19 protein-coding genes are annotated in these 25,635 nt (G+C 64.5%); 9 read left to right on the top strand and 10 right to left on the bottom strand.

Going from position 1 to position 25,635, the window contains the following annotated elements; translation table 11 throughout:
* Positions 1-38 precede the first annotated feature (38 nt).
* On the bottom strand, positions 39-4,634 hold the full coding sequence (locus AC1DE1_RS20135) for an autotransporter-associated beta strand repeat-containing protein (protein ID WP_477175118.1): 4,596 nt from the start codon (positions 4,632-4,634) through the stop codon (positions 39-41).
* Between the two features lie 322 nt (positions 4,635-4,956).
* Positions 4,957-5,376 carry a cupin domain-containing protein gene (locus tag AC1DE1_RS20130; protein ID WP_477175117.1) on the bottom strand — a complete coding sequence of 140 codons (420 nt, stop codon included), beginning with the start codon at positions 5,374-5,376 and terminating at the stop codon, positions 4,957-4,959.
* A gap of 134 nt (positions 5,377-5,510) precedes the next feature.
* Between AC1DE1_RS20130 and AC1DE1_RS20125 the strand changes: the two genes are divergently transcribed.
* Positions 5,511-6,593, top strand: coding sequence for an oxidoreductase (locus tag AC1DE1_RS20125; RefSeq protein WP_477175116.1), 1,083 nt, complete (start codon positions 5,511-5,513; stop codon positions 6,591-6,593).
* A gap of 262 nt (positions 6,594-6,855) precedes the next feature.
* Here AC1DE1_RS20125 and AC1DE1_RS20120 read toward each other — a convergent pair whose 3' ends face one another.
* Entirely contained in the window at positions 6,856-7,851 is a 996-nt protein-coding gene (locus AC1DE1_RS20120) for an aldo/keto reductase (protein WP_477175115.1), read from the bottom strand.
* A gap of 112 nt (positions 7,852-7,963) precedes the next feature.
* Here AC1DE1_RS20120 and AC1DE1_RS20115 point away from each other — a divergent pair, with 112 nt between their 5' ends.
* Entirely contained in the window at positions 7,964-8,863 is a 900-nt protein-coding gene (locus tag AC1DE1_RS20115) for a LysR family transcriptional regulator (RefSeq protein WP_441604874.1), read from the top strand.
* A 3-nt stretch (positions 8,864-8,866) separates the two neighbouring features.
* Here AC1DE1_RS20115 and AC1DE1_RS20110 read toward each other — a convergent pair whose 3' ends face one another.
* Both AC1DE1_RS20110 and AC1DE1_RS20105 read right to left on the bottom strand, forming a co-directional pair.
* Complete coding sequence (locus tag AC1DE1_RS20110; protein ID WP_477175114.1) at positions 8,867-9,628, bottom strand: bestrophin-like domain; 762 nt, start codon at positions 9,626-9,628, stop codon at positions 8,867-8,869.
* 35 nt (positions 9,629-9,663) lie between these two features.
* The gene (locus AC1DE1_RS20105) at positions 9,664-11,706 is read right to left on the bottom strand and encodes an amidohydrolase family protein (protein ID WP_477175113.1); all 2,043 of its coding nucleotides are present in this window, start codon (positions 11,704-11,706) and stop codon (positions 9,664-9,666) included.
* 190 nt (positions 11,707-11,896) lie between these two features.
* Here AC1DE1_RS20105 and AC1DE1_RS20100 point away from each other — a divergent pair, with 190 nt between their 5' ends.
* Both AC1DE1_RS20100 and AC1DE1_RS20095 read left to right on the top strand, forming a co-directional pair.
* A complete protein-coding gene (locus AC1DE1_RS20100) occupies positions 11,897-13,024 on the top strand; it encodes an FAD-dependent oxidoreductase (protein ID WP_477175112.1) in 1,128 nt (375 codons plus the stop codon).
* A gap of 147 nt (positions 13,025-13,171) precedes the next feature.
* Positions 13,172-13,540, top strand: a complete 369-nt coding sequence (locus tag AC1DE1_RS20095) for a hypothetical protein (protein ID WP_441604870.1) — start codon at positions 13,172-13,174, stop codon at positions 13,538-13,540.
* Between the two features lie 34 nt (positions 13,541-13,574).
* Here the strand turns inward: AC1DE1_RS20095 and AC1DE1_RS20090 are convergent, their stop codons facing one another.
* Positions 13,575-13,985, bottom strand: coding sequence for an acyl-CoA thioesterase (locus tag AC1DE1_RS20090; RefSeq protein ID WP_441604869.1), 411 nt, complete (start codon positions 13,983-13,985; stop codon positions 13,575-13,577).
* 59 nt (positions 13,986-14,044) lie between these two features.
* On the opposite strand from AC1DE1_RS20090, the gene AC1DE1_RS20085 reads away from it, so the two are divergent.
* The 3 genes from AC1DE1_RS20085 to AC1DE1_RS20075 all read left to right on the top strand — a co-directional run bounded on the left by AC1DE1_RS20085 (position 14,045) and on the right by AC1DE1_RS20075 (position 17,684).
* Positions 14,045-14,398, top strand: a complete 354-nt coding sequence (locus AC1DE1_RS20085) for an SMR family transporter (RefSeq protein ID WP_441604868.1) — start codon at positions 14,045-14,047, stop codon at positions 14,396-14,398.
* Positions 14,388-14,720, top strand: a complete 333-nt coding sequence (gene mdtI, locus AC1DE1_RS20080) for a multidrug/spermidine efflux SMR transporter subunit MdtI (protein WP_441604867.1) — start codon at positions 14,388-14,390, stop codon at positions 14,718-14,720. The genes AC1DE1_RS20085 and mdtI overlap by 11 nt, the downstream gene beginning before the upstream one ends.
* A 627-nt stretch (positions 14,721-15,347) precedes the next feature.
* On the top strand, positions 15,348-17,684 hold the full coding sequence (locus tag AC1DE1_RS20075) for a S9 family peptidase (protein ID WP_477175111.1): 2,337 nt from the start codon (positions 15,348-15,350) through the stop codon (positions 17,682-17,684).
* Positions 17,685-18,524: 840 nt separating this feature from the next.
* Here AC1DE1_RS20075 and AC1DE1_RS20070 read toward each other — a convergent pair.
* The 4 genes from AC1DE1_RS20070 to AC1DE1_RS20055 all read right to left on the bottom strand — a co-directional run bounded on the left by AC1DE1_RS20070 (position 18,525) and on the right by AC1DE1_RS20055 (position 23,524).
* Positions 18,525-19,736: an ABC transporter permease gene (locus AC1DE1_RS20070; protein ID WP_477175110.1), complete on the bottom strand. Its 1,212-nt coding sequence runs from the start codon at positions 19,734-19,736 to the stop codon at positions 18,525-18,527.
* Positions 19,737-19,744: 8 nt separating this feature from the next.
* Positions 19,745-21,046: an ABC transporter permease gene (locus AC1DE1_RS20065; RefSeq protein ID WP_441604864.1), complete on the bottom strand. Its 1,302-nt coding sequence runs from the start codon at positions 21,044-21,046 to the stop codon at positions 19,745-19,747.
* Between the two features lie 131 nt (positions 21,047-21,177).
* Positions 21,178-23,136 carry a M56 family metallopeptidase gene (locus AC1DE1_RS20060; RefSeq protein WP_477175109.1) on the bottom strand — a complete coding sequence of 653 codons (1,959 nt, stop codon included), beginning with the start codon at positions 23,134-23,136 and terminating at the stop codon, positions 21,178-21,180.
* A 1-nt stretch (position 23,137) separates the two neighbouring features.
* Positions 23,138-23,524: a BlaI/MecI/CopY family transcriptional regulator gene (locus AC1DE1_RS20055; RefSeq protein WP_441604862.1), complete on the bottom strand. Its 387-nt coding sequence runs from the start codon at positions 23,522-23,524 to the stop codon at positions 23,138-23,140.
* A gap of 354 nt (positions 23,525-23,878) precedes the next feature.
* Between AC1DE1_RS20055 and AC1DE1_RS20050 the strand changes: the two genes are divergently transcribed.
* On the top strand, positions 23,879-24,076 hold the full coding sequence (locus tag AC1DE1_RS20050) for a hypothetical protein (protein WP_477175108.1): 198 nt from the start codon (positions 23,879-23,881) through the stop codon (positions 24,074-24,076).
* Positions 24,077-24,081: 5 nt separating this feature from the next.
* Positions 24,082-24,948: an SPFH domain-containing protein gene (locus tag AC1DE1_RS20045; RefSeq protein WP_441604860.1), complete on the top strand. Its 867-nt coding sequence runs from the start codon at positions 24,082-24,084 to the stop codon at positions 24,946-24,948.
* The last annotated feature ends 687 nt before the right edge of the window (positions 24,949-25,635 follow it).

Below are 25,635 nucleotides of genomic sequence, written 5' to 3'. Positions count from 1 at the left end.
ACTTAGGCCTGGCCTGAACGGCTTCACTGCGGAGGCGCCTACCAGTTAATGCGCATGCCCAGGTTTCCGTTGACAGCCTTCACGCCGTCGTTGAAACCCTTGTCATAGCTGATCGTGGCATACAGCGACGCGCTCTTGCTCAACTGCGCGCTCAGGCCGGTGCCCAACTCCCACCAGCTGCCGCCCAGATCCGAATGGAACGGGATATTGCCGGTCTGCGAGGAGAACAGGGTGACCGCATCGGACTTGAACTCATGCCAGAGGTTGGCGAAGAACCACCCCGACAGCAGGCGGGGCTTGCTCGTCTGGTCCCACTCCCAGCTACGCGACGCCCGGCCGCCGAGGCGTGCGGCGAGTGAATCGGCGTCGCGGAACTGCACGTGCGCCGAGCTATCGTTCGCACTATTGAGATGCAGCGACTGGTAGATCACCTGGCTCTGCGGTTCGAGTGACCAGCCGCTGGCAAAGGTAAACGGGTAGCCGCCCTCCAGCGACAGCGTCGTGCCAAATCCGTGGGTGGCAAGACTCTGCTGTTCGTTCGATGACTTGGCGTCGTACCAGGTGCCTTGAACGACGCCATCGAGGTACCAGTCCTTCGCGCCAAAGCGTGTCCAGTAGCCGCCGATGGAATAGGAATCAAAGCGGTCGTTGCCCGCCGAGGTGTCGTCGTAGTTGGTCACGCCACCATGGCCGTGGCCGACCGACGAGAGTACGCCGGCAAAGTCGCGTGCGCCGTCGTCGTGTTCATCGCGATAAAGATCCAGACCAGCTTGCACCGCGACCATGTTGTCGTCGAACGAAGGACCATCGCGATAGATGCCGCCGCTCTTCGCATCCCATTGCCCGTCCTGACCGATCACGCGTGCCCACACGCCGCTGGCGCCGAAACCATCGCCCGGCAGATCGCGCAGCTGTTCCTCTTCGCCCACGCGCTCGTGCAACGTGCCTATCAGCGCCCTGCCGTAGTTGAGCGCCATCGAAGGGAGGGCGGTGTACAGCGATACCTCAGGCCGGTAATACGCCACATAGGGTCGCGTCGCCGTCGGCGTACCAGGCGCGGGCATCGTAATGCCCAGCGCATCGAGTACCTCGGCGGGAGGACTGGGATCTTCCGAGCGCAGATACCAGGATTCGGGCGACGACGCATCGCGTGCACCCTTGAACAAGGCGTATTGATAAGGGCCAGCCTCCAGCGACGTGCCGAGCGCGAAAGCATCGGGCGTGGTGACCGCCAGCCCGGAGGCGGCCACCACCAGAATGCCGTTGCCCGGCGTGGTGGCGCCCAGGCCGCCGACGTTGGTGATATTGAGCACCGTATGCCCGCTGGTGGTGCCTTTGCTGACGACCAGCAAATCCGAGTTGGACGTGTCGTCGCCCAGCACGGTATTCATCGCGATACGCGAATTGCCCTGACCCACCAGGTTGCCGACGAACAAGCTGTTGCCTACGCCTGTGCCCGCCAGCTGGATCAGGTTGTTGTTGGTCAACGTGCCGTTGATCGAAAAGTCGCCCTTGCTGCCGCCCTGGAACAACGGCAGCGCATCGGCCACGGCAATCGTGCCGTCGTTGGTCACCGGACCACCCGAACCGTCGAAATTGCCGATCATGCCGTAGCCGCCCAGCGTGGCGCCGCCGGCCACATGCACCGCGCCGCCGCCCGCAATCGCTGCGGTGCTGTTGGGCACGTTGCCCACCACCAGCGTTCCTGCATTCACCGACGTCGTGCCGCTGTAAGTATTGAGCGCGGTAAGCACGGTGGTGCCAGTGCCGTTCTGCTGCAAACTGCCAATCGGGTCGGGCGTGGTATTCGTCCAGTCGCTGATGACGCCGTTGAAGGTGACCGTGTCCGAGCGGTTGAAGACCAGCGTGCCGCCATCCTGCACATCGCCCACGATGCTGCCGCTCGTTCCGCCGTTGCCCAGTTGCAAGGCTCCGTTGGCGATCACAGTGCCGCCGGTATAGGTGTTGTCGCCGGTGAAGATCGTGGTGCCACTGCCGAGCTGCTTCACGCTGCCGGTGCCGGAAATGACGCCAGGGATGGTGACTGTGTCTGAGCGATCGACGATCAGTCGCCCGTTGTTCGTGACATCACCGACGATGCTTCCGCTGGTGCCACCGTTGCCGAGCTGCAGCATGCCTGCTTGTATCGTGGTGCCGCCGGTATAGCTGCTGTTGCCGGTGAGCACCGTAGTGCCCGTGCCTTGCTGAATCACCGCGCCGCTGCCGGAGATCGCACCGGCGAACGTTGACACATCGTTCCGATTGAAGGCGAGCGCGCCGTTGTTGGTCACGTCGCCGACGATGCTGCCACTGGCGCCGCCATTGCCCAGCTGCAAGGTGCCGGCACTGATGGTAGTGCCGCCGGTATAGCTGTTGTTGGCGGTGAGCACCGTAGCGCCGGTGTCCTGCTGCGTCACCGAGCCGCTACCGGAAATAAGGCCGGCAAACGTCGTGTTGTCGCTGCGATTGAACACCAACGCGCCGTTGTCGATGACGTCGCCGACCAGGCTGCCGCTGCTGCCGCCATCGCCTAGTTGCAGCGTTCCTGCGCTGATCGTGGTGCCACCGGCGTAAGTGTTGTCAGCGGTGAGCACGGTGGTGCCAGTGCCTTGCTGCGTTACCGATCCGGCACCGGAAATCGCGCCTGCGAAGGTCGAGATATCGCTGCGGTTGAACACCAAGGCACCGTTGTCCACCACGTCGCCGACGATGCTGCCGCTGGTGCCGCCATCGCCCAGTTGCAGTGCACCCGCATTGATCGTGGTGCCGCCGCTATAGGTGCTGTTGCCAGTGAGCACGGTGGTTCCGGCGCCTTGCTGCGTCACCGAACCTGCGCCGGATATCACGCCCGCGTATGTCGACACGTCGCCGCGGTTGAATACGAGGGCGCCATTGTCCACCACGTCGCCAACGATGCTGCCACTGCTGCCGCCATCGCCCACTTGCAGTGTTCCCGCATTGATCGTGGTGCCGCCGGTGTAGGTATGGTTGGCCGTGAGCACGGTGGTGCCGGTGCCTTGTTGCGTGACCGATCCAGCGCCGGAAATCGTGCCTGCGTAGGTCGAGACATCGCTGCGGTTGAACACCAGCGAGCCGTTGTCAGTCACGTCACCGACGATGCTGCCTGTGCTGCCGCCATCGCCCAACTGCAACGCGCCACTGCTGATGGTGGTACCGCCGGTGTAGCTGTTGGCGCCGGTGAGCGTCATGCTGCCGGCGCCGGTTTTTACCAGCCCGCCGCCCCCGGCGATCACGCCGCCAAAGGACGTGGATGTTCCCAGTCCGCCCGTGGTGAGTGTGCCCGCACCCAGGTTCACGGCGCCCGCGCCCGCGAGGCTGCCGATGGTCTGATTGGCGTTACCCAGATCCAGCGTGGCGCCACTGTTGACGGTGAACGCGCTGGCAGGCGAGAGCAGGTTGGCACCGCCGGCTTGCAATATTCCACTGGCGACGGTGGTTGGCCCCGTGTATGTGCCGGCACCCGACAGCACCAGCGTGCCGTTGCCCGCCTGCGTCACCGCACCGCTTCCCTGGATAGGCGCGGTGATATTGAGATTGCTCGCGCTGGCGAACACGAGCGTGCCGTTGTCATTGATCTGCCCACCGATGGTCAACGCAGGTGCGGTGAAAGTCGCTGTCGTACCCGCGTCAAGCGATAGATTGGTCAGCGCATAACTGGCACCGGATAGCGTGACATTCGCGCTGTTGCGCAGCGCCACCAGTTGCCAGTTGGGAATGGCGTTGGCAAACGCGGTGGAGCTAAAGCCATCGAACACCAGCGTGTTATTGCTGCCGCCCACGCCTGCGTTGATCGAGCCCGTGGTGGTGGAACCCGCTTCCAGCATCACCGTGTTGTTGGACTGTCCCGCGCCGAACAGGATGGCACCGCGGCTGCCGCTGAGCGTGCCCGCATTGATCACCGTGATGCCGTTCGCATTGGGACCGTTACCGTAAAAACCATAAGCGTTGTCGCTGGTCACGCTGGCGCCGGCTTCGTTGGTGAAGGTGCCGGGGCCCGCCATTTCCACGCCATTGCCGGCGATTGCCACGGTGTTGCCGCTGGCAATCGTTGCGTACGCGCCGTGGGCCGCCACGATGCCGTAGTTGAGGATGGTGCTGGCCACCACGCTGTCTGAGCGAATGCCGGCGGACGATGACCGTGGGCTGGTGCCGGAAATCGAGCCGAAGGTATCGATCCTGCCGCGATTGATCAGGACATTGCCGGCCGTACGATTGGCAGTGCGCGCAAAGATGCCGACCGAATTGCTGCCCGTGGTCTTGATCGTGCCGTCGTTCTCCAGTGTGTTGCCGAAGCCGACGGTGGTGCTCGATGCATTGTTGGGATCACCCGCCCATATGCCATAGGCATTGATGAACGTCGTGCTGATGCTGCCGCCATTGGTGACCGAGCTGTTGTTGTTCACCTGCACGGCGGCGCCGGTGGTGGCGATGCCTGCACCGGTATTGACGATCACTTTGGCGCCATTGCCCGGAATGACGAGTGTGCCGCTGCCCACCGTGATCGCATTGATGCTGCTGGTATAGGGATTGGGCGCGTTGGTATTGCAGATGACGGTGAGGCCATCGGGTTGTAGCGCGCAGTTCGCGAACGCGGGTGATGACAGCGCGGTCATCAAGCAGGCGAAGAGCAGCTTAGGGGGCGGGTATGTAGCGTGATGTCGATGGGCGCCGCTGTTGCAGGGCTTCGCCGGATGACACGGCCGTCGTTGCAAGCCTTCGCGCATAACCCCGTCCCTATCGATACAAGGGCAGACGGGGTGGTTGAGTAACATCGTGGCGGTGACTTGTTCGTGAAGTGCCACGCGCACGAACGCCTCGTTCCGCAGCGAATTTCAGCGGAATTTCTGTCAGTGGTGACCTAAGTGCTGTGCGGCGCGATGACGCGCGGCAGCGGTTGTCACACTCAGCGCGTATTCTTGAGAACGCTGTAATGCGTCACTTCACCGGCTCGGCCAGCGGCTTGCCCTTGTCGATGATCCACGTCGATAGCGCCGTGCCGCCGTCGCTGCCCGGTGCCGCCGCAAGACTGTGCACGGCGCCGCGCGGATTGAAGAAGTGATCGCCCGCCTTCAACACCTGATCGGGTTTGCCGCGCGTCTTGAGTACGAGATTGCCTTTCAGCACATAGCCCGATTCATCGCCGTTGTGTATATGCCAACCCACCGCGCCGCCCGCGGGAATCTCGGCCGTGCCGAGCACGATCTCGGTGCCCGGCACACCGCTTTGCTCGTGCTGGTCGAGGATGGTGCGCTTGGCCTGCGGCGCATTGGCGGCCGGCGCATCCTGCGCGACGACGTGGCTGCTCACACCAGCGGCCGCGAGCAGGGCGGCGATCAGCACAGGACGGAGTGACATGGCGGCATCCTCGGCACAAGCGGAATCGCTGCGGATGGTGCGCGCGAAAACGTTAGCGCGGCGCGAAGCCGTTTCCGACGGATCGTCGACGGCGGTGGCCTATCATGGGTCTCCCCCGTACCGCCCGAGTCACGATGAACGACCCCTCCACTCCCTTGCACGTGGCGCTGATCGGCTATGGATTTGCCGGCAAGACCTTCCATGCGCCCCTGATCCGCAGCGTGCCCGGCCTGGCGCTGCGCACGGTGGTATCGCGCGATGCCAACAAGGTGCGCGCGGACTTGCCTGAGGTGGACGTCATCGCCGACATCGCAAAAGTTCTTGCGGATCCCCAGGTGGACATCGTGGTGATCGCCTCGCCCAACGACACCCATGCGCCGCTGGCGCGCGCCGCGCTGGAAGCGGGCAAGCACGTGGTGGTGGACAAGCCCTTCGCGCTCGATCTGGCGCAGGCCCGCAACCTGGCCGCCATCGCCCAGCAGCAGGGGCTCGTGCTGTCGGTGTTCCAGAACCGTCGCTGGGATAGCGACTTCCTCGGCGTGCGGCAGCTGATCGCGCAGGGCACGCTGGGCGAGGTGACGCATTTCGAATCGCATATCGACCGCTTTCGTCCGCAGGTGCGTGCACGCTGGCGCGAGCAGGCGGGCGCGGGCAGCGGCCTGTGGTACGACCTGGGGCCGCATCTGGTGGATCAGGCCTTGTCGCTGTTCGGTTTGCCCGAGCGCGTATGGGCCAGTCTGGCCACCCAGCGCGATGGCGGTGAAGTCACCGACTGGGCGCATGTGGTGCTCGAGTACGGCGAGCGTCGCGTGATCCTGCACGCGGGCATGCTGGTGGCGGGCGGCAGTGCGCGCTTCACAGTGCACGGCACGCAGGGCAGCCTGGTCAAGCCGAAGATCGACGTGCAGGAAGCGCAACTGATCGCCGGCATGCGTCCCGGCGACGCTGAATGGGGCATCGATCCGGATGATCTGCTGCTGTACGACGGTGACGGCCAGGTCACGCATCTGACCACGCCCCGGGGCGACCAGAGTCGCTATTACGCGGCCTTCCGCGACGCAGTGCTCGGGCGAGGCCCCGCTCCCGTCACGGCGCGCCAGGCGATCACGGTGATGGCGGTGATCGAGGCTGCGATGCAATCGGCGGCGGAACATCGGGCGGTAGCCCTGGAGCTGGATGCCGATGAACGGGAGGCATGGCACGCCGCATCCAACTGAGCGTTGCCTGTGGGCGTGAACAAGCCGATCCGCCCGGTGAGCGAAGCACGCAGTGGCCGTGAGTGGCCCATAAAAAAAGGCCCCCTTTCGGGGGCCTCACGGATCGGCTCTAGGGGGGCGACCGATCCGGGCTGCCGGGGTTCGTGGAAACCGCGACCTGGTTAGATTGCCCGAGGCTTCGAGATTTCGATGTAAGCGAAGTCTTACCCGTTTGGTCAGAAACTGGATGGCCGTATGTCAGGCCAGCCAGGAGCCTGCGAAATCAGCGATTCACCATCTGCATCATCGGCCCGGCGTAGCGCGCACCCGCGGCGACGTCCGGCGGGAACACGGCATCGATCGCCCGCAGTTCAGCCGCATCGAGCGTCACATCCATCGCACCCAGGTTTTCATCCAGCCGGTCGCGATAGCGGGTGCCGGGAATGGCGAACACATTCTCACCCTGTGCCAGCACCCAGGCCAGCGCCAGCTGGGCCGGCGTGCAGCCCTTCTCGGCGGCAATCGCGTTCACCTTGTCCACCAGTTCCAGGTTGCGGAAGAAATTCTCGCCCTGGAAACGCGGGCTCTGGCGGCGGTAGTCGTCAGCTTCGAAATCCTCCGGGCTGCGGAAAGCGCCGGTGAGAAAACCGCGACCCAGCGGCGAATACGCCACGATGCTGGTACCGGTCTTGCGCGAGGATTCGAGCATGCCGTTCTCCTGCGGATCGCGCGTCCACAGCGAAAATTCCACCTGCAGCGCCGCGATCGGATGCACCTTGGCCGCCCGCTCCAGCGTGGCGCCGGAGGCTTCGGACAAACCCAGATGGCGCACCTTGCCGGCCTTCACCAGCTCGGCCATGGCGCCCACGGTTTCCTCGATCGGCACGTCGATGTCCACGCGGTGCTGGTAGTAGAGGTCGATGTATTCCACACCCAGTCGCTTGAGGCTGGCTTCGCAGGAGGCGCGTACATACTCGGGGCGGCCATTGATGCCGCGCTTGGCCGGGTCGTTGGGATCTCGCACGATGCCGAACTTGGTGGCGAGGAAGGCCTGCTCGCGGCGATCCTTGAGCGCTTTGCCCACCAGCACCTCATTGGTGTGTGGGCCATAGACATCGGCGGTGTCGAGGAAGTTGAAGCCACGTTCCAGTGCGTGGTGGATGGTGGCGATCGATTCGGCGTCGTTGCGCTGGCTGCCGTAGAAATCGCTCATGCCCATGCAGCCGAGGCCGAGGGCGGAGACGGAGGGACCATTCTTGCCGAGCTGTCGCATATGCATGGGGCGTTCCTTGGGAGGGTGGGGAGGCTGGCCATGCATTGTTAGCCATGACAGTCTGGCGATAAATGCTCAATAATCGCCATGTCTGTTGTCGAAATGGTCAACAATCGCCATGGATCGTCTGCAAGCCATGCGGGTCTTCACCCGTATCGTCGAAATGGGCAGCTTTACGCGCGCCGCCGATGACCTCAGCCTGCCGCGCGCCACCCTGACCCACACCATCAAGCGGCTGGAAGAACACGTGGGCGCCCACCTGCTCCAGCGCACCACCCGGCAGGTGCGGCCCACCCGCGATGGTGAGGTTTATTACAACCATTGCGTGCGCCTGCTGGCGGACCTCGATGCGGTGGAGGCGGATTTTCGCGAGGCGGCCGCGGTGCCCAAGGGGCGATTGCGCATCGACCTGGCCTCCTCGCTGGCGCGCCTGGTGTTGATTCCGGCGCTGCCGGAATTTCTTGCGCGCTATCCGAAGATCGAGCTGGATATCGGCACCAGTGATCGCTTTATCGATCTGGTGCGCGAAGGCGTGGACTGCGTGCTGCGTGCCGGCGATCTGCCCGATTCGACCATGGTCGGCCGGCGCGTGGCCAATCTCTCGCAGGCCACCGTGGCGAGCGTCGCCTACGTGCAGCGTCATGGCATGCCGCAGACGCTGGCGGATCTGCAAAACGGACACGTGGCGGTGGACTGGGCATCCCCCACCACGCGCCGCACCTCGCCGCTGGAATTCATGGTGGGCAAGCGCATGCGCGAAGTGACGCTGCCGGCGCCGATTGTGGTGAGCGGCACCGAGGCCTACCTCGCCTGCTGCGAGGCAGGGCTCGGCATCGCGCAGTTTCCGCGCTATCGGGTGGACGAGGCACTGGCCAGCGGCACGCTGATCGAGCTGCTGCCGGCGATGCCGCCGCCATCGTTCCCGATCAGCGTGCTGTACCAGTCGCAGCGGCAGTTGCCGTTGCGACTGCGCGTGTTCATCGACTGGATCGTCGAGGTGATGGGCGAGGTGCGTTGAGCGCTACCGATCCATCTGGCTGATCGCTTCGCGCATCGGCGCCACCGACACCCTGACTACGCCGGTCAGCGGCGTATCCATTTCCAGGATCACGTAGATCGCCCCGGAAGCCGACAGGGCACATATCAGAAAAAAGAACAGCACCGTGTGGTTATGCGGGGCGAACAGCCCGAACGTTCCAAAGATCACGCACAGCCATGCGGCCAGCACCAGCAACAGCGTCATCGGGATGGTGCCGTTCTTCTGCATCAGCGCCAGCCAGCGTGCAGCGAATACCTCGTCGGAAATATCGAGCGCGCGGTCCTTCAATTGCTGCTCGGCCGGCGTGGTGGGGGTCAGTGCGCCAACGCGGCGCTGGAATTCGCTGACGTGGCTGAGGATCTGCGGACTGTCGAGCTGCGCGATCCGCGCGCGGTCACCCGAGGCCAGCAAGTCCACCCAGTTGGTATAGCTGCGCTTGAGCGTCTCGCGCAGCGGTTGGGCCTCGGGTCCGTACTGCGCCAGCGCGCGATCGAGGCGCAGGATATTCACCGCGTTGCGCTGCAGATCGCCATTGACCGCGTCATACGAGGTCTTGGCCGACGAGATCAGCAAGCCCAGCACCAGCGCGGCGATGGTGGCGATCAGGCCGGCGGCCAGCTTGATGGACGAGGCCGAATCCTCATCCAGGTGATGATTGGGCAAGCGCGTGCGCGCATACATGCCCAGCAGCGCGCAGCCAAACACACCGGCAAAAATCAGCAGGAAGATCAGCAGGTGCGTCATGGCGCTTGCTCCTCAGACGTGGTCGCCGGTAGGCCTTATTCCTCCCAGGCGGGTCGCTTGCTGATGCCGCCTTCGGTGCGCAGCGCGTTGGCATCCATCAGCTTGCCGTCCATCATCACTACCTCGGTATGGCGCAGGTCGCCGATATTCACCGCCGGGTTGCCGTCGACCAGGACCAGGTCTGCGTTCTTGCCCTTCTGGATGCTGCCGGTGTGCGCGTCGGCGCCCACCAGATGAGCTGTAACCGCAGTGGCGCTGGCGAGTGCTTCGGCATTGGTGAAGCCGGCCTGCACGTAGAGCTCCAGCTCGCGCACCAGCTCCAGCCCGGTGCCATCGGTGCCGGCGACAATCGGCACGCCCGCCTTGTGCATCGCGCCCACCAGCGCCTGAAGTTTGGCGAAGCTGGCACGGTAGTCGGCCCGCGTGAGGTCCTTGGGCACGGTGAAACCACCCTGGCGGAAGCCGCGTTCTACGGCAGGCGGCAGCGTGCCGACGTAGGGTGCGTACGAAGGCGAGAGATCGCCGTTCTCCGGCACGTACAGACTTTCGGCGATCACCAGGGTGGGATCGGAGGCGATGTGGCGCTGGGCCATGGTGGCGATCAGCGACTTCATCGGCTCCTTGTCCAGATCCACGTTGCGCGCATAGCGCCCCGGGCCCTCGAAACGTCCCATGCCATTGGACGCCTTGACCACCTCGTCGGGCATCGCCTGCATCATCACGAAGTAGATGTGGGTGATCTCGTCGTAGCCATCGTCGATGGCCTCCTTCGGACGCATGCCGGCAGGCAGGTGGCCATGCACGTGCAGACCTTGCTTGTGCGCCTCGGCGGCGGTCGCTTTCACCCAGGCCGGGTTGAACGTGCCATAGATCTTGATCGCGCTGAAGCCATCGGCCTTGGCGCGGTCGGCCAGCTTGATCGCCTCGTCCTGCGAGGTCGCCACCGTGGCCACCTGCGCCGCGTTCGGGCCCTTGCCGTCGATCAGCATCGACGGATACACGTGCGGCCCCAGCAATTCACCCTTGGCGCGACGCTGGGCGCGCGAGAGCGTTTGCTCGTTGATGTTGCCCGGATCGCGCACCGAGGTGATGCCCAGCGACAGCAGCATCGGGCCGCTGGCGTCATCGGGCACATGCTGGTGCGAATCCCACAGGCCGGGCACCAGGGTCTTGCCCTTGCCGTCGATCACCTGCGTGTTCTTGGGCACGGTGATCGAGGCGGCATCGCCCACGGCGGTGATCACGCCCTTGTCCACCAGCACCGTTTGGCCGTCCACAAAACGCGTGCCGTCCACGAAGGCGCGCACGTTGGTGAAAGCCACCGGGCCGGCCGGCGTCTTGAGCAGCTTGGGCACGATGGCCTTGGCATGCTGGGCGAGCGCAGCAGTCTGGGCCTTCTCCAGCACTGGAAGCGCGGATTCATAACCTTCCGGCAGCCACGTCAGGCCATTGACGAAGCCGAAGAAGTGCCCGGACTTATCCACCCACACCGGCACCGGCGTGTTGCTGAGGCCGGTCACCGCATACGCGGTCACTTGCTGTTTGTTGGCACCATCGCCCACCGTGGCGACGGTGAGTTTTTCCGCGTGCGCCTTGCCGCCGGGCAGGAGCGTGAGCGTCTTGTCTGGCGCGGCCAGCAATTTTTCGACCAGGTCGGCATTGAGGTCGAAGGGACCGCCAAAGGCGACGTATTCGGCCGGCGCGCTGTACGGCGCGGAACCCGCGTCCACCGGACTCTTCCAACTGGCCGTGCCCGACTGCACGGCAAACGTCTCGCCGGCATCGCCGTTGGGCGTGTGGCCGCGGATCACCACGCGCTCAATCATGCCGTCACGGCCCAGCGTCGTGCTGCTGTCCACTTCGGTCACCATGCCGCGCAGCAACAGGCTTTCGCGGCCCATATGTGTGCCGTCGGCAGTAACCCAGCGCGCCGAGCTGCCGTGCTTGCCGGCGGTGGACACGATGGAAAAGCGCTGCGCATTGGCTGGCGGCGTGGCCAGCGAGTCGGTGGGAGCGGGAGTGTCGGCGAAGCAGGGCAGCGCCACAAAAAGTACGAACGCGACGAACGGGGCACGCATAGGAAAGCCTCCGGTGGGTTCGCGGCGCAGTATGGCTGGCCGGCGCGTCAAGCCATAGTGCTGGGCGGGGTGCCAAATGGGCTAGGGCTGTCCTGATCGCTTCCGCATGCGCGCACGCAGGGCTCTCTTGACGCTGGGACCACGCACGTTGGCGGCAGACTCCCGGTGTCAGGGGCTCGGAGAGGCGAGCATGGCATCGACCCATCCCGACGTGCTTATCGTCGGCGCCGGTCCCACGGGGCTGGCCGCAGCATTGTTGCTCGCCCATCGGCGTGTATCCGTGCGCATCATCGATACGGCCCACGCGGCAGCCACGACATCCAAGGCATTGGCGGTGAACAGCCGGACGCTGGAGATGCTCCAGAGCACCGGTGTTGCCGACCAGATCGTCGCCGAAGGATGGCCCGTGCGCGGCGCCACCTTGCACGAGGACGGCCACGATGTGCTCGCGTTCGACCTGCCGCCCGCACAGCACGCGCGATCGGTCATGACCGTGCTGCCGCAGGCGCGTACCGAGGCGCTGCTGGCCAAGGCCCTGGCGGCGCAAGGCGTGACGGTGGAGCGCGGCGTCACCTTCCACGCGTTGTCGCAAGACCTCACCGAAGTCACGGCCACCCTGCAGCACGCCGATGGCGGCGCCGAGCAGGTCACCAGCCGTCTGCTGTTCGGCGCCGATGGCGCGCGCAGCGCCACGCGTGCCGCGCTGAAGCTCGATTTTCCCGGCAGCGGCCTGGCCGAACCCTGGTTGCTGTGGGACGTGGCGATGCAGACCTCGTTCGATCCCAATCGCGCGCACATCCTGTTCGAGCGCGACGGCTTCATCTTCCTGCTGCGGCTCGCCAACGACGTGTGGCGGGTGATCGGCAACACGCATGATCCGCTGGCGAGCATGCGACGCTACGGCACGCTGGGCCAGGTGTCGTGGGAATCGCAATTCCACGTCAGCCATCGCGTGGCATCGCAGGCTGGCGTGGGGCGCGTGGCGCTGGGTGGCGACGCCGCGCACATCCATTCGCCGATCGGCGCGCGCGGCATGAACCTCGGGATCGAGGACGCCTATGTCTATGCCGATTGCGCCGCCGACGCACTGGCCGGCGACATGGGCCGGATGAACGACTATGCCTCGCTACGCCACGCCGTGCACAAGTCCGTCGTGCGCCGCATCGGCGCGCTGACGCGCGTGGTACATGGACGGCCGCCGTGGCTGCGCTGGATCCGCGACGGCGTGGTGCCCGTGGCGGGACATCTTTCGTTTGCGCGGCAACTGATGATGCGCACCGCCGGCGGCCTCGATCACCCGCTGAAGACGCGTCGCTAGGCAGGGCAGGCCAGCCTCAAGTTCGCCCCCGCACGGCCGATAACCGGGCATACGCGACATCCGACCACGACGATGGCGCGGTGTCCTGTTGTCGCCGTGCCAAACGCCGCGACGCTGTCGTATCGCCCGATGGGATGTAGCAAACGCATGAACGCACACAAGCCGCACGTGAAGGGTAATCGCGTGGATTGGGCCGATCCTCGCCTGCAGGCGTTATTGCGTCGATCAGAAAACTGGAAGCTCGACAACCGCGGCACCTATACCCCCAAGGATGTGCAGATCCACCTGGGCTGGGGCGCTTCCAGCGGCCGCCCGGCCGTGCTGGTGTGGGAACGCGACCAGGTGATGATGCTCGAGACCCGCTACGCCATCGCACTGGGCGAACAGGTGCGGGTGGACGAGCCGCAGGGCGAAAAGCTGCGCAGCGTGTGGGGCATCGTGGTCGAGGGCCGCGAAGGCTTCCGCGCGGAAGACCGCGACAACGGCGTCCACTTGCACTGGCTGCATCTGCGCTGAGATGTGGGCGGCCGCGCGCGGCCGCCACCCATGCTTAGACGACCGGCAACGGCGGCACCGTCGCCGGCGTGCCGTTCGAGTCGAGCGCAACCATCACGAAACGGCCGGTGGTGCAGACGCGGCGATCGCCGGTGAGCGGGTCTTCGCCCGTCAGTTCCACTTCCACCGTCATCGAGCTGTGGCCCACGTGCACGATACGTGCAACCAGTTCGGCCAGCTGGCCCGTGCGCACGGGCACCTTGAAATTCACTTCTTCGGAGCGCGCGGTGACCACCGTGCGACGGGCGTGGCGCGAGGCGACGATGAAGGCCGCCTTGTCCATCCATGCCAAGGCCTGTCCGCCGAACAGCGTGCCCAGGTGGTTGGTGTGATCGGGAAACACCATCTCGAGCAGGCGTGCCTCAGGCAGCGTGGGAGTGGCGGACAGGGCGTTGATTGGGTTCATGGCGTGATCGGGGAGGGCGAGGGTAGGATGGGGTCGCGGTGCCCGACAAGGAGAACCACATGCGTCACTGGCTTTTCATGGCCGCGGCTATTGTCACCGAAGTCGCCGGCACGTTGGCGATGAAACTCGGCGCCCATCACGGCTACCTGACCATCGGCCTGTCGACGATGTACGTGATGCTGGTGCTGTCCTATACCTGCCTGGCGATGGCGGTGAAGGTCATCCCGCTCGCAGTGGCCTATGGCGCATGGGAAAGCCTGGGCCTGGTACTCATCACCTTGTGCAGCGCCTGGCTGTTTGCCGAAGACCTCAAGCCGATCAAGCTGGCGGCGATCGCCCTGATCATCGCCGGGATCGTGCTGCTGGAGCGCGGCACAGACGAAGCGCCTGAAGGGAGCCGTCATGCTTCCTGAGTTCGAACCTGTCCATTTGCTTTACCTCGCCATCGCGATCGTGCTGGAGATCGCGGCCAATGTGCTGATGAAGCAGTCGCATGGGTTTGCCTACAAGCGGCCGGCTGTGGCCGCGATTGCGTGCGCGTTGGCGGCGTTTACGGCGTTGAGTTTTGCCATACGCGGGATTCAGTTGTCGGTGGCGTATGGCGTGTGGGGCGGGGTGGGGTTGATGGCGACGGCGGTGTTGGGGATCGCGGTGTTTGGGGAGAGGTTGCGGGGGGAGGGGTGGGTGGGGTTGGGGTTGATCACGGTGGGGGTTTGTTTGTTGAAGTTTGCGTGAGGGGGGGGCGGTTGATGCGTTGCGATTCCGCGATCTGGCCGCCTACGCGGCGGGCGTTTCGAACGGCTGCCGCCGCTCGAGTCACATTTCTTTTGCTGGCCCAAAAGAAAAGTAACCCAAAGAAAATGGCCTATAACGCCCGCAGCATTGTGATGGGATAAGCCCGAACGCTCGAGGCACGCCGTCATGGGACAACCTCCGAGGGTACACAGGGGATACTTCCAAGCGCTGCGCAACGCGCCCGAATCGCTGAGGACTTAAAGCCGGGCCTCGCTGCATTCCCCCGCCGCGCCCTCTTGTCTGTGGGAGCGCACCCTGTGCGCGACAGCCACGCTGCGGTGTACCGCTCCGTAGGATGGTCGCGCACAGGGTGCGCTCCCACAAATAGCCGAGAGTCCCCTTGTAGGAGCGCACCTTGTTCGCGACCGCAGCGCTTGGGTACACCACTCCTCAGGCTTGTCGCGCAGAGGCGGCATTCCCACCCTCGTGTTCTTGCGCGCTCCGCTCCCCTGGAACGACTCAACCCAAACCAATGGCAGTCCAACGCCACCTGAGTAACACTACGGGCAATACCCAGGCCGCTCTTCCATGCGCGCCTGTATGTCGCGATTGATCGGGGGACTAAACATGAGCTTGAACACACGTGGTGCGCGCCTGATGGGCGCGGCGGCGCTGATTGCGCTTTCGGCTGGCGCCGTCGCACAGGGGCGTACGCTCACCCATGACGACTACGCGCGCGCCGAGCGCTATGTGGGTTACAACGCCACGCCCCTGGTGGACCACGCCGTGCAAACGGTCACCTGGATCGACGATACCCACTACTGGTACCGCGACCATGATGCCTCCGGCGATCGCTACCTGCGTGTCGATGCTGGCACCGGCAAGGTCGAGCCCGCGTTCGACCACGCGGCCCTCGCCGTCGCGCTTGGCAAGGTGCTTGGCAAGTCCGTCAGCGCGAACAAGCTGGGCATCACCACATTTGTCACCGCGCCGGATGGCCGCCTGGACGTCAACCTGCGCGGCAAACACTATCTGTGCGACATGAAGGGCAACATCGTCTGCGTTCTCGGCCGTGACGAAAGCATCGACGGCACGGGCAACGAACCGGGCGTGTTGTCGCCCGACAAGCACAGCGAAGCCTTCGTGCGCGACTGGAACCTATGGGTGCGCGATGTCCTCACCCACAAGGAAACCCAGCTCACCATCGACGGCGTGGAAAACTACGGTTACGCCACCGACAACGCGGGCTGGAAGCACAGCAGCAAGGCCATCCTCGTGTGGTCGCCGGACTCCAGGCGCATTGCCACCTTCCAGCAGGATCAGCGCAAGACCGGCGACATGGTGATCGTGGGCACCAACGTGGGCCACCCGAAGGTCGAAAAGTGGAAGTATCCACTGGTCGGCGACAAGGACGTGACGATGATCGAACGCGTGATCGTCGACGTCGACACGCGCAAGGTGCTGCGCCTGAAGATGGAGCCGGACCAGCATCGCTCCACCTTGTGCGATGACGTGAGCTGCGGCCGCAATGGCGGCTGGGACGATGTGCAATGGGCGACCGATGCAAGCTCGCTGGCCTTCGTATCCTCCTCGCGCGATCACAAGCAGGCGTGGTTTCGCGTGGCCGATGTGCACACCGGCGACATACGCACCGTGTTCAACGAAAGCGTGCCTACTTACTACGAAAGCGGCATCGGCAAGGTCAATTGGCAGTACCTGCCGGCCAGCCATGAAGTGGTGTGGTTCAGCGAGCGCAACAACTGGGGCAACCTGTATCTGTACGACCTCGACAGCGGCAAGCTCAAGCACGCCATCACCACCGGCGAAGGCAATGTCACCGAGGTGCTCAAGCTCGATGCTGCCTCGCGCACGCTGTGGTTCCGCGGCGTGGGTCGCGAGCAGGGCGTGGATCCGTATTACCAGCAGTTCTACAAAGTCAGCCTGGACGGCGGCGCGCCGGTACTGCTGGCGCCGGAGCCGGCGGACCACACCATCACCCTGTCGCCGGATGGACGTCTATTCGCAGACGCCTACTCCACACCCACCACGCCGTCGGTCACCGTGCTGCGTAGCGCACAGGATGGCCATGTGGTGTCCACCATCGCCAAGGCCGATATCTCACGCCTGCTGGCCCGTGGGTGGAAGGCGCCCGAACCGTTCACCGTGAAAGCGCGCGACGGCAAGACCGACCTGTACGGCCTGATGTTCAAGCCCACGCAGTTCGATCCGTCGAAGAAATATCCGGTGGTCGACTACATCTACCCCGGCCCGCAGACCGGCTCGGTGGGCTCACGCAGCTTCAATCCTGCACGCGCGGATCACCAGGCGCTGGCCGAGCTGGGCTTCATCGTGGTTGCCATCGACGGCATGGGCACGCCCTGGCGCTCCAAGGCCTTCCACGATGCGTACTTCGGCAATATCGGCGACAACACCATGCCCGACCAGGTGGCCGGTTTGAAGGAGCTCGGCAAGCGTCATGCGTGGATCGACATGGATCGCGTGGGCATCTGGGGCCACTCCGGCGGCGGCAACGCCACGGTGACGGCGATGTTCCGCTACGCCGACCTGTTCAAGGTCGGCATCGCCGAGAGCGGCAACCACGACAACCGCAACTACGAAGACGATTGGGCGGAGAAGTGGCAGGGGCTGCTGGTCACCGACAAGGACGGCAAGAGCAACTACGACGACCAGGCCAACCAGAGCCACGCCGCCGGCCTCAAGGGCCACCTGCTGTTGGCCCACGGCACCATGGACGACAACGTGCCGCCGTACGAAACGCTGCTGGTTGTCGATGCGCTGATCAAGGCGAACAAGGATTTCGATTTGTTGATGCTTCCCAACGAGCATCACACCTATGGCGCCGCGGCCAACTACATGATGCGCAAGCGTTGGGATTATTTTGTGCGGAATCTGGCGGGAGATGTGGCGCCGAAGGAGTTTGAGATGAAGCCGCCGAAGGATTGAGGGGGCGGCTGCGCTCATTCGATCGTCATCCCTGCACGGGCAGGGGCGCGTTTCAACAGCCGAATGGCTGGTCATCCAGTGACCTTTCGTTCGGTCGCCGCGTTATCGAGATCTGACTCGCCTGCCGCGGCCCGGCGTTTTCGGGCGCTTGTTTTTCTGTTGTAGGAGCTCGCTCGCGCGCGACCAGCCTGCGAAGAGGTACACCCAGGCGCTGCGGTCGCGCACAAGTGCGCTCCTACAAGGGTTTCGCACGCTGTGGTACCCATTCAATCTTGCGATCGCTCTTTGTGGGAGCGCACCCTGTGCGCGACAAACCTACGGAGCGGTACACCCCGGCGTGGCTGTCGCGCACAGGGTGCGCTCCCACAGACAAGCGCCAGGCGCGGCAAAGGGACGGAGCGATGCCCAAAGCCGATGCGCAGCGAGGCCCCGCTTTAAGTCCTCAGCGATTCGGGCGCGTTGCGCAGCGCTTTGAACTACCCGCTGTGTACCCTCGGAGGTTGTCCCACAACGATGCGCCTCAAGCGTTCGGGCTTATCCCAACACGATGCTGCGGGCGTTATCAGGCCATTCTCTTTGGGTTACTTTTCTCTTGGGCCAGCAAGAGAAAAGTGACTCGGTCGGCGGCAGCCGATCGAAACGCCCGCCGCGCAGGCGGCACCCTGGCCCAAAGGTGACAAGGAAACACCGACGCTCTGGATGACCAGCCATTCGGCAGTTGAAAACCACCTCCGTCTAGCGTCGGGATGACGGGCAGAGGCCCAGCCAGCGCCGCGACGACTAGCAAAAACCGCCTGCGCCGCAACGACGATCCATAACCCGCCAGGCAAACATCCCCACCTACCCTCTGGTCGCCACCACCGGCGGCACCAAACTCGCCCGCATCGCTGGCCCTAGCACCGCCAACTGTCCCAGCAAACACAACGACACCGCCCCAACCGGCACGTACAGCCAAGGCAACCGCTGCAACGCGTAATGCTGCATCAAGAGCATATTGAGCGCGTAGGCAAGCACCACACCTAGAACGACACCCACACCAACGATCACCCCATTCTCCGTCTGGAAATACCGCAGGATATCCCGTCGCGTAGCACCCACCGCACGGCGGATGCCGATGGAGCGTCGGCGTTGTTGCACCCAGAAGCTGGCGAGACCCGCGATGCCGGCAGCCGTCACCAGCAGCAAGCCAAGCGCCGCGGAGAGCAGCAAGGTGATCATGGTGCGATCACGGCGAAAGTAATCGTCACGCAGCTGCGTGAAAGTCTGCGGATGTCTCAGCACGCGGTTGTTGTCGAGGCGGGCGAGTACCTGTTGTGCCTGCTTGAGCACGCGCTCCCTGTCCTGCGGCGCAGTGCGCATCACATAGGTGATGTCGGCCGTGTCCGGCAACATGGGAAACAGCGTGGCGTAGCCGCTCGCATCGGACTCGCCCAGGGAGGGACGCAGCAGCTGATCCACGACGCCGACGATGCGCACCGGTCCATCTCCCGGATAGATCACCTTGCCCAGCGGGTCCTGACCCGGAAACAGCTTGGCGGCGAGGGCGCGCGTGATGATGGTGGAGGGCACGCGGTTGATGCCCGCCCAGTCATGCGCCGCATCGAGCGCAATGTATTCCTCCGGCAGAAACCACCGTCCCGCCACCAGACGCATGCCGAGCACGCGTGCTTCTTCCTGTGTTCCGTTGAATGCCGTGGCGGTGGCCGGCGCGGGCCCGTTCGGCACCAGCGAAATGCCGTTGCTCCAGTTGTTGCCGTTGAAGGGCAGGGCATCGACCGCAGCCACCATGGTGACGCCGGGGATCGCGCGCAGCGCCGCCATGTCCGCGTTGTGTTTGGCGAGGTGGTTGGCCGATTCGTCGACGCTGATGCTTTCGATCATGGCGAGCTCGTTTTCCACCACGCCACTGGGCAACTGCATCTGCGCCAGGCGATGGCCGATGATGGACGCGACGTTGCAGACGATGGCGCAGGTCAGCGCCACCTGCATCACCAGCAGGCAGACGGTGAGCTTGTGGCGCGACAGGCTGGCGATCAGGGGCGAATGCGACATGACAGGCCTCATTGCGTTTTCAGTTGCAGGGCGGGAGGTATGCGGCAGGCACGCCACGCGGGGAGCAGGCCCGCGATCACGCTGGCCACCAGGGCGAGCAGGAAGGTGCCAAGCAGCATGCCCGCGTCCATCTGCGCGAGTTGCGCGTAACCGTCGGGCCGTTGGCGCACGCTCCACAAGCCCAGGCAGGCGATGCCCAATCCGAGCAGGCCGCCGGCCAGGCCGATCACGCACGACTCCACGCCCAGTTGCAGAAAGATGTCCCAACGCCGCGCACCCAGCGCACGACGCACGCTGATCTCGCCGCCGCGACGCAGAAAAGTGGCAAGCAACAGACCGACCACGTTGAGCATGCACACGGCGAGGAAGCCAAGCGACAGCGATAGCTGCAGGCGCAGGTCGTCGGGGATGGCGTGCTGGCGCGTCAGCCAGTCCATCAGGCCGTAGAGCTGCGCGTCGACGGGGCGTGGCATGCGGCCGTGCGACTGCTGGTCGCGCCAGTAGCTGCCAATGAATTGCCGGTACGCCTGCGCCTTGGCGGTGCTGTCCAGCTGCACCAGCAACTGCAGCCACACGCAGTGGTTGCTGGTGCGGGCGTCGCCACCGCTGTCCCAACAGGACAAGCGGCCGTTGAAGTCGAGCCCCAGATCCTGCGCGGTCTGCAATGGCAGGAAGAACTGGTCGGTCTTGCCGAAGCCGCGGCCGTCCACTTGTGCGTAGAACTGCGGCTGCGGGTGCCAGTCGTCGAGCACGCCGACCACGCGAAAGTCGGTGTTCTTCAAGCGCACGCTATGGCCGATCGCCGACGCGTTGCCGAACAGCTTGCGCGCCAGGTCGCGGTTGAGCACGACGATGCGCGCATGGTTCTCGTCATCGTCGCTGCGCCAGGCGGTGCCTGCGGCAAAGGGCACGTTGAACATGCTGAAGAAATCAGCCGTCACGTAGCGTCCCGTTTCGTAGAACGGCAGCTCGCCGCTCTGTGGCGGGCGCACCGGAACCGCGCCGCCCGCCATGACGGCCTGCCGATCGGCCCGCCGTGCGTGCAGCAGATTCATGGCGTCCGGCCAGCTGAAATTGCCGTCCGGCTCAGTGGACTCGCTGTGATCGCGGGCGAGCGGCCGGATGTCGATCACCGGTGCATAGATCTGCCCGCTGCGACCCGGCAGCGGATCACCGGAGAGCACATGGAAAATCGTGATCATGGTCATGCTGGCGCCGATGCCCAGGCCGATGACCAGCACCATCAGCGCGGCCAGTGCCTTGCTGCGGCGCAGACTGCTGATGGCGGTTGTCGCGTAGTAGCCAATCATGTCGCCTCCTTCCCTGCATGAATCGGCTGCGCGTGGGCAACGGTTACCCGTCGCCCCGGCAAACCGGGGCGTGTGTTGATCGATGGGGCTGTGATTCGTGGCGGCGCGCCGGGCACGCCACCACGTTGTGGCTAGCGGTTGCTTACCGGCTGTGCGACGCCCTTGGCCAGCGCTTCGTCCAGCAGACGGCTCATCTGCTGGGTCGCCTGTTCGGTGGCCTGTTCCTCGCGATGGGCGAGTGCTTCCTGCTGTTTGGCCAAGGCTTCCTGTTGCCTTTCGAGGTCTTGCTGTTCGCGTTCGAGACCGGCGCGCTCGCGATCGATCTCCGCGCGCTGAGACTCGAACGACGCGCGCTCGGCGTCGCCGCCATCGGACGACGGACGCTGCGCCTGTCGTGCCGCGATCTCTGCTTCACGCGTGGCCATGCGTGCCAACCGTTCGCCCAGCGCGCCCTGGCGCGCACCGATGCCGCTCTCCTGACCGCTCACGCGACCTTGTTCGCCACTGAGCCGGCCCTGTTCCTTGGACAGCTCGGTCACCGCCGCATAGGCCGCCTTGGCGCGGGTGAGATAGGTTTCATCGCGGATCACATAGGACTTGTTGCCGCGACGGAACATCAACAGCGGCTCTGACTGCCCGCGCATGCTGCGAGCCGTCGTAACGTCCAGATCGCTGCCGTTGATGATCACCGAATCCTTGTCGAGCAAGGCGAAGCCGTATTGCGCATCGGTATGCGTATCGATATCGATGTGATGCGCAGAGAAACCTTCGGAACGCGGCGCCGGCGGTGCGGGTGGGGCCGGCGGCGGGGGCGGCGGAGGCGGCGGTGTCGGAGCCTTGGGCGCGGGTGGTGCCGGCGGTACCGGAGGGACGGCCGGCGGTGTGATGCTGCCGCGCGGCGACGGCTTGGTCTTCGGCGTAGCAGGCGTCGTTGGCGTGGCCGGCGTAGGCGGCGTCAGCGGTGTGGCTGGTGTCGGGGGTGTCGCGGGAACCGACTGGACGCTCGAGGTACTCGCCGGCGCGGACGCCGTATCGCCCTTGGCCTGGGTCACGCGATACGGCAGCACGCCGATGGCAGCGACCACGGCAACCAGCAACCAGCTGCGCACACGCGAGGTAGTGTCCTGATCGCTAAGCTGAAGCATGGTCAAGCGCCTCTTCAAGTTGTGGAAAGTCGGCGACGCGCCGGCAAGACCCGCATGCAGCGGATGCGCCACACCCAGGCGCAGCAGCAGGCGGCCGTAATCCTGCGGTGCGGCATCGTGCTGATGCACCACTTGCGCGTCGCACGCGGCCTCGCGGTTCAAGGCGTACTCGCGCATTGCCCACGACACCATCGGATGAAAGAAGAACAGTCGCTGGGCGATCGCGGGTATCCATCCCATCCACAGATCACCGCGACGCAGATGGGTGAGTTCGTGGGCGAGCGCCAGGGCGCTTTCTTCGGAGGAGAGGTTCTGGTTCGCGGGCAGCAACACCACTGGCCGCCACACACCGCTCACCTGGGGGGAGCGGATCGCATCGGAGACACGCAGCGACGGACAGCGACGCAGCCCCATCGCATGTGCCTGCTCGGCGCACAGCGTCTGCAAGGCGGCATCGGCTAGCGGTCGCGATGCACGAACCACGATGCGTGCCTGGCGCCAGTGACGCAACGTGATGAGCAGCTGCACGACCACACCGGCAAGCCATAGCGCCAGGACTGTCGGTAACCAGCGCGTCCAGCCAGCTGCTGTCGACGTAGTGGAGCGCACGATCACGGTTTGGTCGTCGCTTTCCGGTTCTGCCGAGAAAGACGCAGAGCTCTGGCCAATGCTGGCGATGCGGTGTTCGCTCGGCGATACCGTGGTGATCACCGTGGTTTCGGCGGAAGTGGGCGACAACAGCGGCAGCGCCACCGGCGTGGGCAGCAACAAGCCCAGCAGAAGCTGCACGCCAAGCAGCCACCACAACAGCGAGCGCGTGGCCGCGGAAAGCCGCGGAAGCTGCCGGTTGAGCAGCCACACGGCGCCTACCAGCAGTGCTGCCTGCAGCGACGTCCAGGCCAGTCGGCCAACCACTTCCTGTGCGAGAGAGGCAATGGCGCTCATGTCAGGTCTCCTTGCGGCGCGTCTGCAGTTGATGCACCAGGGCTTCGAGTTCGGCGAGTTCGTTGTCGCTGACGTCCGTGCGTTCGGACATCCATGCCACGAACGGCGATACCGAACCGCTGAGCGTCTTCTCCACGAACTGTCCCACCGCGCTGCGCATGACTTCGCCAGGCCCGGTGGATGGGCTATAGCGATACATGCCCTGTACCTGCTTGCGGCGCAGGTAGGACTTGCCGCGCAGGCGTTCCATCATGGTCAGCACGGTCGATCGAGCGAGGCCGCGCGGTTCGCCGAATCCGGTCGCCACTTCGCCGACCGATGCGTTGTTGTTGTCGGCGAGATATTGCAGGAGCGCCAGCTCCTGATCGCCGATGGTTGGCTTGCCCATGTCCAAGATTCCTGGTGACTACAGCTGTAGTCAACGTACGCCGTGACTACAGCTGTAGTCAATAGGCCGGTGGTGCTGGATTTGCGTCAGCGCTGACTTGTTGCAACGCACCAAAATCGGAGTAGAGTGCGCCCCGTCCTCATCCTGCAGCGCGCCTGGAGTGCGCTTATATGAAGGCTCGCACGCTACTTATCGCTGACCCATCCCGCCATACACGGCGAGTCATCGCACCCACGGGTTAGCAACGCACTTTGTCCTTCGCACACCGTCTCGACGCGCTGACGTGTCGATGCGGCGCTTGCGAACGGACATCCATACGGCACTCGCCAAACCATCATCACCACGGGGAAAACCATGAAGACGCTTGTCGACTGGCTGGCGCATCGGCTGTGGCCGTTCGTCGTCTGCCTGCTGTTGTACGTCGCTGTCATCGGGCCGGAGCTGATCTCGGCCGCAAGCACGCTGGCCGTGCTGATCGGCCTGGCGTTGCTGGCCTTGCTACTGGCGTGGGGCTATCTGCTTCTGCGCCGCGGTTTCACTCTCAAGGAATGATCACCATGAAACGCGTATTGACGCTGTCGTTGTCGCTTTCGGCCCTGCTGCTGGCCGCCTGCTCGAAAGTGCCGGCGGGCAATGTGGGCGTGAAGTTCCAGATGTATGGCGATGACAAAGGCGCATTGCAGGAATTGCCGCCCGGACGCTACTGGGTGGGCTGGGGCTACGAGCTGTACACCTTCCCGACCTTCACCCAGACCTACACCTTCACGCGCTCCACCATGGAAGGCCGTGCAGTGGACGAATCGATAAGCTTCCAGACCGCCCAAGGCCTCACGGTAAACGCGGACGTGGGCATCACGTACCACATCGATCCGTCCAAGGTGACCTTGATCTTCCAGAAGTACCGCAAGGGCATTGACGAAATCACGGACGTCTATCTGCGCAACATGATCCGCGACGCGCTGGTCAAGGAGGCCTCGAACCTGGACATCGAATCGGTCTACGGCAAGGGCAAGGCCAGCCTGATCGAATCGGTGCAGAAGGATGTGAGCGACGAAGTATCCGCCGTCGGCATCAATGTGGAGAAGATCTACTGGATCGGTGAGCTACGCCTGCCCGAAAATGTCGTGCAGTCGATCAACGCCAAGATCCAGGCTACGCAAATGGCCGAGCAGCGCCAGAACGAGGTGGCGCAGGCCAGGGCCGAAGCGGAGAAGGTGGAGGCTGAAGCACAGGGACGTGCGCAGGCGCAGATCACGATTGCCACGGCGGAGGCCAAGGCGATTGAGTTGAAGGGTAATGCGCTGCGCGAAAATCCCAACATCGTGCAGATGTCGGCGATTGAGAAGTGGGATGGGCATTTGCCCACTTATACGGGGAGTAGTGCGTTGCCGTTTGTGAGTTTGGGGAGTGTGCAGACTAAGTGAGGTGGTTGGTTGGAGTTAGTTGGAAGGCACCTGGCTTTTCTCCCTCTCCCCGCCGGGGAGAGGGTTAGGGTGAGGGGAGGGTGCTCGCGGGGGCATTTCTGATCGTCATCCCAGAGCTGGCTGGCATTTGATCGTCATTCCGGCGCCGGCCGGAGGCGCTTCTAAACAGCGAAGCTGGTCATCCAGAGCCTCGGTGTTCGGTTGTCGCGATACCGCGATCTGGCTCGCCTGCCGCGGGCTTCCGTGCCGCTGCCGCGGCCCGGGTTACTTTCTCTTGCTTGCCCAAGAGAAAGTAACCAAAGAGAAGGGCCCCCCGGATGACGCGCCTTCCGGGCCTACGGCCCTCCAGGTGCGCGGTCGGGTTACGGGGTTTTTCGACAGGACATCCCTGTCCTGTCGAAAAACTGGCCGCATCCATGCGGCCACCCTGCGGGCTTTCCTCCACCCGCCCGCCGCGTCATACGGGGACCCCGAGAGCGGAGAGCCACATCAAGAGCCACGCGACGTCCGACGCTGTTGGGCGGCTCTTTTTGTAGGAGCGCACTTGTGCGCGACCAGCCTACGGAGCGGTACATCCCAGCTCTGCGGTCGCGCACAAGTGCGCTCCTACAAGGGTTATGCAGGTTCGTGGGTTGCGGATCAATCTTGCCGATCGGCTCTTCTGTGGGAGCGCACCCTGTGCGCGAC

It is taken from the genome of Dyella sp. 05T440 (genome assembly GCF_056395965.1).
Note: the sequence above shows the minus strand (reverse complement) of the source record. Positions and strands in the feature narration are given on the sequence as shown.